Source organism: Streptomyces sp. NPDC127084 (assembly GCF_042724175.1).
Taxonomy (GTDB): Bacteria; Actinomycetota; Actinomycetes; order Streptomycetales; family Streptomycetaceae; genus Streptomyces.
The window spans coordinates 10634-18729 of sequence record NZ_JBHXFA010000145.1 but is presented as its reverse complement, the minus strand read 5'-3'; the positions used below and the strand labels follow the sequence as shown (position 1 = coordinate 18729).

The window sequence follows — 8096 nt, the reverse complement described above, 5'->3', positions numbered from 1 at the left end:
GCACCGGAGTGCCGTGCCTCTGCACGGACCAGGTTCCGTCAGGCCGTGCCCAGGTGTCGGACGACTCGGTACGCGCCGAGGTGAGTTCGTAGGGAGTGCCCGTGGCCTTCGCCTGCTGGAGCGCGTAGTCCTCTTCGCTGAGAGAACCGTCGGCGACAGCGTCCGATGTCATGGCGGCGGGGACCGCTGCGGTTGCGATGGACGACGCGCCAAGGAGCTCTGACGCAATCGTCGCCCCCGCCAAGCAGATGGAAAGCGAGCGTATGGAATGCCATCTTGGCCAAGCGCCTCTGCGGGATCTTATCTGTAGCACGCGCACCTCTCAACATCCGTATTCGAGCGCACTCTATACATTCATTCGGATTGACGCTCTGTCCCTCACCAGCCTGGAGGGGAGCACCTGTCAGCCTTCGGCGCTCGCTCAGGTATTGACGGATGGTGGGGGTTGAGGCACTTTCAGAAGCGCGGATCGGCGGTCGTCTTGACTGCCGCGATCGGGGTGGGTGTGGGGGTGCTGCCGACCGCGTCCGCGACACCAAGTTCGGATGAAAGAATTCCGCTTCCAATTTGAAACAGCCAAAAGCTGTTCCGGTTGTGTCGGCAAGGCGGGGGCGCCAAGAAGTCTGACTTGGCGGCGGTTCATGCGTGGAAGGGTGCGCCGAAGGTCTCGTGGCCCGCAGCCGAGGCCGCCCCGGTCCGTGTCGAAGTCGACTACTCGTCCTTCAGGGGAGCCTACGGCGGCGACTGTGCCGCGCGGCTGCGTCTGGTGGAGCTGCGGGCGTGCGCGCTGACAACGCCAGATCAGGCGAAGTGCCGTATCCGGAAGCCGGTTCCGACCTGGAGCGAGGTACGTGCGAGCAAGCTCTCCACGCCGTGGACCGATGGGACTTCGACGGGGGGATGGTCGGAGGTGGCCAGCGGTGAGAGCGACGACACAAACGACCGCTTCGCCGAGCTCGGCCGGGCCGCACCGTTTCTGACGTCCGGGAGTGCCGCCGACGACACATGCACGGTGCGGCGCGAGACCGAGCAGATCACCGCGCGATTCCCGGCGGTCAGGGAACCCGTATCCACGTCATGGTGCGGAATCGAGCCCGAGGTCGACAACTCCCGAATACCGGTGCAGGCCGATATCCCTCTCGTCGGCGTGCTCAACGCCGTGGACGACGAGGCCGTGCTGAAAGATCTCGAATACCCCGGTCTGCGGTTCAAACCCGCTGAGCCCAGCACGTACCCGCGGAGATCGCGAAGCTGCTTCCCGAAAAAGCCGAGTGGATGATGAGTGAGCAGGTGAACGACCGCATGACGGAGGAGCTCCACTTCGGATACTTCTACTACGACAAGCAGAGCGGCCGGGTGCTGTTCGACTGCTCGAACCCGCGCCGCGAGGACGACCCCGCACGCGTGGTGACTGTCGGCTGACCCGACGGCAGGGCACCTGCCACGGACACCGGTGGGTCTTTCCGGGGCTGGTACTTCGCCCCGCCGTGCAACGGCGGAGCGAAGTACTGTCGGGCCCGGACCAGGTGTCGAGCCCGACTTCGCCGATCAGCGGACAGCGCTGCCGCGAGACCCTCTCGCAGATCTTTGACGAAATACTCGGGAACCTCCAGCGAATCAAAATGTCCTCGATTTCAGGCGACACCCATCGGATGATTCTTCGGTGCCGCTCCTGTGTCCAGGGGCGCGGACACTTCTCCATATCGCGGAGGATACGTACTGATTCCGACGGGAAGTCGACCCGAATTTCGGGGTCCAGCGAGTCGTGGATCTCGTGGTAAACGCGGGCCGACGGCGCACCGGATCGTGTCAGCCAATACAGGGTGACGTTGTCAAGTACGCTGTCCATGGAAATCCTCTCGAACGGGTTGTCTTCGGTGACTGTCCACTCAGTGAACTTGTCAAGGGTCCAGGCGGGAAGCCCGACCGGTGAGTCGAAGGCTGATTCGCGTGCGCCGCGTGGTGGCGCCAGAGATCGCAGAACCCCGGATCCGCGGAGTGATCGTCGTGCCGTGGTGCGCGACGCGGTCACGCGGCGCTGGTGCGTGACGCGTGCGTCGAAGCGCTTCGTTGCATAGATCTGCATAGCTGCGTATAGTCATGCCATCAAGTGCGGAGGAGCCGATGGTGGTACGTACAGCAGTCGCGGGAGCGAGTGGATACGCGGGCGGAGAACTGCTCCGGCTGCTGCTCGCCCACCCCGCCGTCGAGATCGGCGCGCTCACCGGTCACTCCAACGCCGGACAGCAGCTCGGCACCGTCCAGCCTCATCTGCTGCCGCTGGCGGACCGCGTGCTCGAACCCACCACGGCCGAGGTGCTCGCCGGACATGACGTCGTCTTCCTGGCGCTGCCGCACGGCCAGTCCGCGGCCGTCGCCGAACAGCTCGGCGACGATGTGCTCGTCATCGACATGGGCGCCGACTTCCGGCTCAAGGACCCGGCCGACTGGCAGCGCTTCTACGGCTCGTCCCACGCCGGGACCTGGCCGTACGGCCTCCCCGAGCTGCCGGGTGCCCGCGCCGCGCTGGAGGGGGCCAAGCGCATCGCGGTGCCCGGCTGCTACCCCACGGCCGTCTCGCTCGCGCTCTACCCCGCGTACACGGCCGGACTGGCCGAACCTGAGGCCGTGATCACCGCGGCGAGCGGTACCTCGGGCGCCGGAAAGGCACTCAAGCCCCATCTACTCGGCTCCGAGGTGATGGGCTCGATGAGCCCGTACGGCGTCGGCGGGGGGCACCGCCACACACCCGAGATGATCCAGAACCTCAGTGCCGCCGCCGGTGAACCGGTCACCGTGTCGTTCACTCCGACCCTCGCGCCCATGCCCCGCGGCATCCTGGCCACATGCAGCGCCAAGGCCAGGCCCGGCACCACGGCCGACGCGGTGCGTGCCGCCTACGAGAAGGCATTCGCGGACGAACCGTTCGTCCGGCTGCTCCCGGAGGGGCAGTGGCCCGCCACGGCGTCCGTCCACGGTTCCAACGCCGTTCAGGTCCAGGTCGCCCACGACCCCGCGGCCGGGCGCATCATCGCGATCAGCGCCATCGACAACCTCACCAAGGGCACGGCGGGCGGCGCCGTCCAGAGCATGAACATCGCCCTCGGACTCGACCAGACCACAGGACTCTCCACGATCGGAGTCGCGCCATGACGGTGACGGCAGCAAAGGGATTCACCGCCGCGGGTATCGCCGCCGGAATCAAGGAGAACGGCAACCCCGACCTCGCCCTCGTGGTCAACAACGGACCGCGCCGCGCCGCCGCCGGAGTCTTCACCTCCAACCGGGTCAAGGCCGCTCCCGTGCTGTGGTCCGAGCAGGTACTTAAGGGCGGCGAGGTCTCCGCCGTCGTGCTCAACTCAGGCGGCGCCAACGCCTGTACGGGCCCCAAGGGCTTCCAGGACACCCACGCCACCGCCGAGAAGGCCGCCGAGGTACTCGAAGACCACAGCGCGGGCGAGATCGCCGTCGCCTCCACCGGGCTCATCGGTGTCCTGCTGCCGATGGACAAGCTGCTCCCCGGCATCGAGAAGGCCGCGGCCGAGCTCAGCACGCACGGCGGCGAGAAGGCCGCGATCGCCATCAAGACCACCGACACCGTGCACAAAACCGCCGTGCACGAGGGCGACGGCTGGACCGTCGGTGGTATGGCCAAGGGTGCCGGAATGCTCGCGCCCGGCCTCGCCACCATGCTCGTCGTCCTCACCACGGACGCCGACCTCGGCAGCGACGTCCTGGACCGCGCACTGCGCGACGCCACCCGCGTCACCTTCGACCGGGTCGACTCCGACGGCTGTATGTCCACCAACGACACCGTGTTGCTGCTGGCTTCCGGCGCCTCCGGCGCGACCCCGGGGTACGACGACTTCGCCACCGCCGTTCGGACCGTCTGCGACGACCTCGCCCGCCAGCTCATCGGTGACGCCGAGGGCGCGTCCAAGGACATCCGCATCGAGGTGATCAACGCGGCGAGTGAGGACGACGCCGTCGAGGTGGGCCGCTCGATCGCCCGTAACAACCTCCTCAAGTGCGCCATCCACGGTGAGGACCCCAACTGGGGCCGGGTGCTGTCGGCGATCGGCACCACCGGGGCAGCCTTCGAACCCGACCGGCTGAGCGTCGCCATCAACGGTGTCTGGGTATGCAAGGGCGGCTCCGTCGGAGAGGACCGCGAGCTGGTCGACATGCGCTACCGCGAGGTGCGGATCACCGCGGACCTGGCGGCGGGCGGCGAGTCGGCCGTCATCTGGGCCAACGACCTCACCGCCGACTACGTACACGAGAACAGCGCCTACTCATCCTGAGGACCAGGGACAAGGGACCGATGAGCACTCGCAAGCACACCGCACTTCCCAAGGCGCAGACCTTGATCGAGGCGCTGCCGTGGCTCACCCGGCACCACGGCAGGACTGTCGTCATCAAGTTCGGCGGGAACGCCATGGTCGACGACGATCTCAAGGCGGCCTTCGCCCAGGACGTCGTCTTCCTGCGGCACGCCGGGCTCAAGCCCGTCGTGGTGCACGGCGGCGGGCCGCAGATCAGCGCCCAGCTCGACCGGCACGGCCTGGTCAGCGAGTTCAAGGCCGGGCTGCGGGTCACCACGTCCGAGGCGATGGACGTCGTACGGATGGTGCTCGCCGGCCAGGTCCAGCGAGAGCTGGTCGGGCTGCTCAACCAGCACGGTCCGCTCGCCGTCGGCCTCACCGGCGAGGACGCCCACACCATCACCGCCACCAAGCACCTCCCCACCATCGACGGGGAGCTCGTGGACATCGGCCGGGTCGGCGAGATCACCGAGATCGACACGGGGGCCATCGCGGCTCTGCTGGAGGACGGCCGTATCCCGGTGGTCTCCTCCATCGCCCGGTCCGCCGACGACGCCCATGTGTACAACGTCAACGCCGACACCGCCGCAGCGGCCCTCGCCGCCGCGCTCGGCGCCGAGACCCTGATGGTGCTCACCGACGTCGAAGGGCTCTACGAGGACTGGCCCCACAGCGACGAGGTGATCAGCCGCCTCACCGCGACCGAGCTGGAGAAGCTGCTGCCCGAACTGTCCAGCGGAATGGTGCCGAAGATGCAGGGCTGCCTGCACGCCGTACGGAACGGCGTCACCACCGCCCGGGTCATCGACGGCCGGGTGCCGCACTCCATCCTGCTGGAGATCTTCACCGACGAGGGCATCGGCACGATGGTCGTGCCCGACGGAACCGAACGCGACGTACCCGACCCGATCGAGGGGGCAGCCCTGTGACCGACGTCCACGCCCAGCGGGCAGAGCAGGCCCCGCACGGGCTTTCGCAGCGCTGGCAGGGCGCGATGATGGACAACTACGGCACCCCGCAACTGTCCCTGGTGCGCGGCCAGGGCGCGAGGGTGTGGGACGCCGACGGCACCGAGTACCTCGACTTCGTCGGCGGTATCGCCGTGAACGCGCTCGGACATGCCCACCCCGCCATCGTCGCGGCCGTCTCGCACCAGATCGCCTCGCTCGGCCATGTCTCCAACCTGTACGCGGCCGAACCTCCCGTCGCCCTCGCCGAACGGCTGCTGCGGCTCTTCGGCCGCCCCGGACGGGTCCTCTTCTGCAACTCGGGGGCCGAGGCCAACGAGGGCGCGTTCAAACTCGGCAGGCTCACCGGCCGCACCCGTATGGTCGCCACCGAGGGCGGCTTCCACGGCCGCACCATGGGTGCCCTGGCGCTCACCGGCCAGCCGGGCAAGCAGCAGCCGTTCCTCCCGCTGCCCGGCGACGTGACCCACGTGCCGTACGGGAACGCCGAAGCACTGCGCGCCGCGGTCACCACCGAAACCGCCCTGGTGATCATCGAACCGGTCCAGGGTGAGAACGGTGTCGTCGTCCCGCCCACCGGCTACCTCAAGGCCGCCCGCGAGATCACCCGGGCCACCGGCACCCTGCTGGTCCTGGACGAGGTGCAGACCGGCATCGGACGCACCGGCCACTGGTTCGCCCACCAGGCGGACGGCATCGAGCCGGACATCGTCACCCTCGCCAAGGGCCTGGGCGGCGGGCTGCCGCTCGGAGCCGTCGTCGCATTCGGCGAGGCCGCCGACCTGTTCAAGCCCGGTCAGCACGGCACGACCTTCGGCGGCAACCCGGTCGCCTGCGCCGCCGGGCTCGCCGTGCTCAGCACCCTGGACGGCACGCTGGACGAGGTTAAGCGGACCGGTGAGCGCCTCAGGAACGGAATCGAGTCGCTGGGCCACCCCACGGTCTCCCATGTCCGCGGTGCCGGCCTGCTGCTGGGTATCGTGCTCACGGAGCCGCTCGCCACCCAGGTGCAGCAGGCGGCTCAGGACGCCGGCCTGCTGGTCAACGCGCCCGCCCCCGACATCGTCAGGATCATGCCGCCGCTGATCATCGGCGACACGGAGGTGGATGCCTTCCTCCACGCGCTTCCCGGCATCCTCGACGCAGCACGGCACGGGGACGGACGATCCGGGGAATGAGACGACGATGACCGAGGCGCAGCACACCGAGAACTGGGGATCCTCCCAGACGGAGTCCGGGGGCGGGCCGTCCGTGCCGCAGACCCGCACGGCCCGCCATCGCCGGATCGTGGACATCCTCAACCGGCAGCCGGTGCGCTCACAGAGCCAGTTGGCGAAACTCCTCGCCGACGACGGACTCAGCGTCACCCAGGCCACCCTCTCCCGGGACCTGGACGAACTCGGCGCGGTGAAGATCCGCAACACCGGCGGCGAGCTGATCTACGCGGTGCCGAGCGAGGGCGGATTCCGCACTCCCCAGGCACCGCTCGGCGAGTCCGCCAAGGAGGAGCGGATGCGCCGGCTCTCCGGGGAACTGCTGATCTCGGCGGAGGCGTCGGCGAACCTGGTGGTGCTGCGTACCCCGCCTGGCGCGGCCCAGTTCCTGGCATCGGCCATCGACCAGGCCGAACTGCACGCCATTCTGGGCACGATCGCCGGCGACGACACACTGCTGCTCATCTCACGCGATCCGGTCGGCGGGCAGGCGCTCGCCGACCATCTGCTGCGGCTGGCGCAGAAGGAGCGCTAGGAAAGCCGCGGGTCCGTTCGGCTGCCTTCCTCACGCGAGCGTCACCGCGGTGGCGCTCGCGGACTGGGGCCCGGTCCCAGGACCGGTCAGGCGGCCTTGCCGTCCGGGCGGATCGGCGCCGTGGCCAGATGGCGGGTGAAGCCGCTGGTCTGCCAGATGCGGCCGTCCGCGGTGACGGCGAAAGCCTCCGTGTCGGGAAGCCCCTCCAGCCAGTCGCGGGCCCGGTCGCCCATGGCGTACGCCGCCGTGGCCCGGGCATCGGCCTGGGTGAGCCCGGGGCACACCACGGTCAGGGACGCGAGGGCCACCTCAGGAGGCTTGCCGGTGTACGGGTCCACGATATGGCAGCCGCGTTCGGCTGGGCCCGAGGTGGCGACGGCGAGGGTGCGATGGGCCTCGACCACCGCGACCAGGCCGCCGGGGCCCAGCGGATCGGAGATCCCGACCCGCCATGGACCGCCATGGAGCTGGATGTCGCCGCCGCCGTTCAGGCAGACCGCCGCCGCACCGGATGACACAAGCATCCGCACGGCGCGTTCCACCGCCCAGCCTTTGACCACACCGGTCGGGTCGAGGGCGTCGCCGGCGTAGCGCGCGGTGAAGTAGCCCTCGCTGAGCGACTCCTCGGCGACGCAGTGCCGCAGCACCTCGGTCACCTCCGCGTCGCAGTCCTCCAGCGCGAGTTCACCCCGGGCGAGTCTGCTGACCTGGCTCTCCGCGCGGTAGGTCGAGAAGACCTCGTCCACGTGGTGCAGACCGGCCACCGCCGCGGTCAGCCCGGCCCGTACCCGCTCCTCGTCCTGCGCGCCGAAGGTGCGGACGTCGAACGAGAACACCGTGCCCATCGCGTGCTCGACATGGCGCAGCCGCCCCTGGCCGCCCGCCGCCGTCACAGGCCGGCCTTGTCGATCGCGCTCTGGAGCGACTCGATGTAGCCCTGGCTGGTGTACGAGGCGCCGGAGACGGTGTCGATCTGGGCGCTCTGGGCGGTGATGGCGGCTTTGTTGAGCTGGGGGATGGCGTTGGCGGCGATCTTGCGGCTGTTGGCGTCGGT

The 8096-nt window shown here is 69.1% G+C and carries 8 protein-coding genes and 1 pseudogene; 6 read left to right on the top strand and 3 right to left on the bottom strand.

Translation table 11 applies throughout. The annotated features are described in order from the left end of the window. Positions 1-628 precede the first annotated feature (628 nt). Entirely contained in the window at positions 629-1279 is a 651-nt protein-coding gene (locus ACFWI9_RS27095) for a hypothetical protein (RefSeq protein WP_387165851.1), read from the top strand. Between the two features lie 265 nt (positions 1280-1544). On the opposite strand, the pseudogene ACFWI9_RS27090 reads toward ACFWI9_RS27095, so the two are convergent. Next, positions 1545-1945: pseudogene (locus ACFWI9_RS27090) on the bottom strand (epoxide hydrolase); the annotation flags it as partial. A gap of 179 nt (positions 1946-2124) precedes the next feature. Here ACFWI9_RS27090 and argC point away from each other — a divergent pair. The 5 genes from argC to ACFWI9_RS27065 are packed head-to-tail and all read left to right on the top strand — an operon-like array spanning position 2125 to position 7042. Continuing rightward, entirely contained in the window at positions 2125-3153 is a 1029-nt protein-coding gene (argC, locus tag ACFWI9_RS27085; protein ID WP_387165849.1) for an N-acetyl-gamma-glutamyl-phosphate reductase, read from the top strand. Further along, positions 3150-4304: a bifunctional glutamate N-acetyltransferase/amino-acid acetyltransferase ArgJ gene (gene argJ, locus ACFWI9_RS27080; RefSeq protein ID WP_387165847.1), complete on the top strand. Its 1155-nt coding sequence runs from the start codon at positions 3150-3152 to the stop codon at positions 4302-4304. The genes argC and argJ overlap by 4 nt, the downstream gene beginning before the upstream one ends. A 20-nt stretch (positions 4305-4324) precedes the next feature. Then, positions 4325-5254: an acetylglutamate kinase gene (gene argB, locus ACFWI9_RS27075; protein ID WP_387165845.1), complete on the top strand. Its 930-nt coding sequence runs from the start codon at positions 4325-4327 to the stop codon at positions 5252-5254. After that, positions 5251-6471 carry an acetylornithine transaminase gene (locus ACFWI9_RS27070; RefSeq protein WP_387165843.1) on the top strand — a complete coding sequence of 407 codons (1221 nt, stop codon included), beginning with the start codon at positions 5251-5253 and terminating at the stop codon, positions 6469-6471. The genes argB and ACFWI9_RS27070 overlap by 4 nt, the downstream gene beginning before the upstream one ends. A 7-nt stretch (positions 6472-6478) precedes the next feature. Further along, positions 6479-7042: an arginine repressor gene (locus ACFWI9_RS27065; RefSeq protein ID WP_387165841.1), complete on the top strand. Its 564-nt coding sequence runs from the start codon at positions 6479-6481 to the stop codon at positions 7040-7042. Between the two features lie 86 nt (positions 7043-7128). On the opposite strand, the gene ACFWI9_RS27060 is transcribed toward ACFWI9_RS27065, so the two are convergent. Then, on the bottom strand, positions 7129-7887 hold the full coding sequence (locus ACFWI9_RS27060; protein WP_387165857.1) for an FAD:protein FMN transferase: 759 nt from the start codon (positions 7885-7887) through the stop codon (positions 7129-7131). A 44-nt stretch (positions 7888-7931) separates the two neighbouring features. Further along, positions 7932-8015 carry an FMN-binding protein gene (locus ACFWI9_RS27055; RefSeq protein WP_387165855.1) on the bottom strand — a complete coding sequence of 28 codons (84 nt, stop codon included), beginning with the start codon at positions 8013-8015 and terminating at the stop codon, positions 7932-7934. Positions 8016-8096 lie beyond the last annotated feature (81 nt).

Bases quoted from the DNA above. Each gene is read 5' to 3' on its own strand.
- argC (WP_387165849.1), top strand. From the start codon at position 2,125: ATGGTGGTACGTACAGCAGTCGCGGGAGCGAGTGGATACGCGGGCGGA.
- argJ (WP_387165847.1), top strand. From the start codon at position 3,150: ATGACGGTGACGGCAGCAAAGGGATTCACCGCCGCGGGTATCGCCGCC.
- argB (WP_387165845.1), top strand. From the start codon at position 4,325: ATGAGCACTCGCAAGCACACCGCACTTCCCAAGGCGCAGACCTTGATC.
- ACFWI9_RS27065 (WP_387165841.1), top strand. From the start codon at position 6,479: ATGACCGAGGCGCAGCACACCGAGAACTGGGGATCCTCCCAGACGGAG.
- ACFWI9_RS27060 (WP_387165857.1), bottom strand. From the start codon at position 7,887: ATGGGCACGGTGTTCTCGTTCGACGTCCGCACCTTCGGCGCGCAGGAC.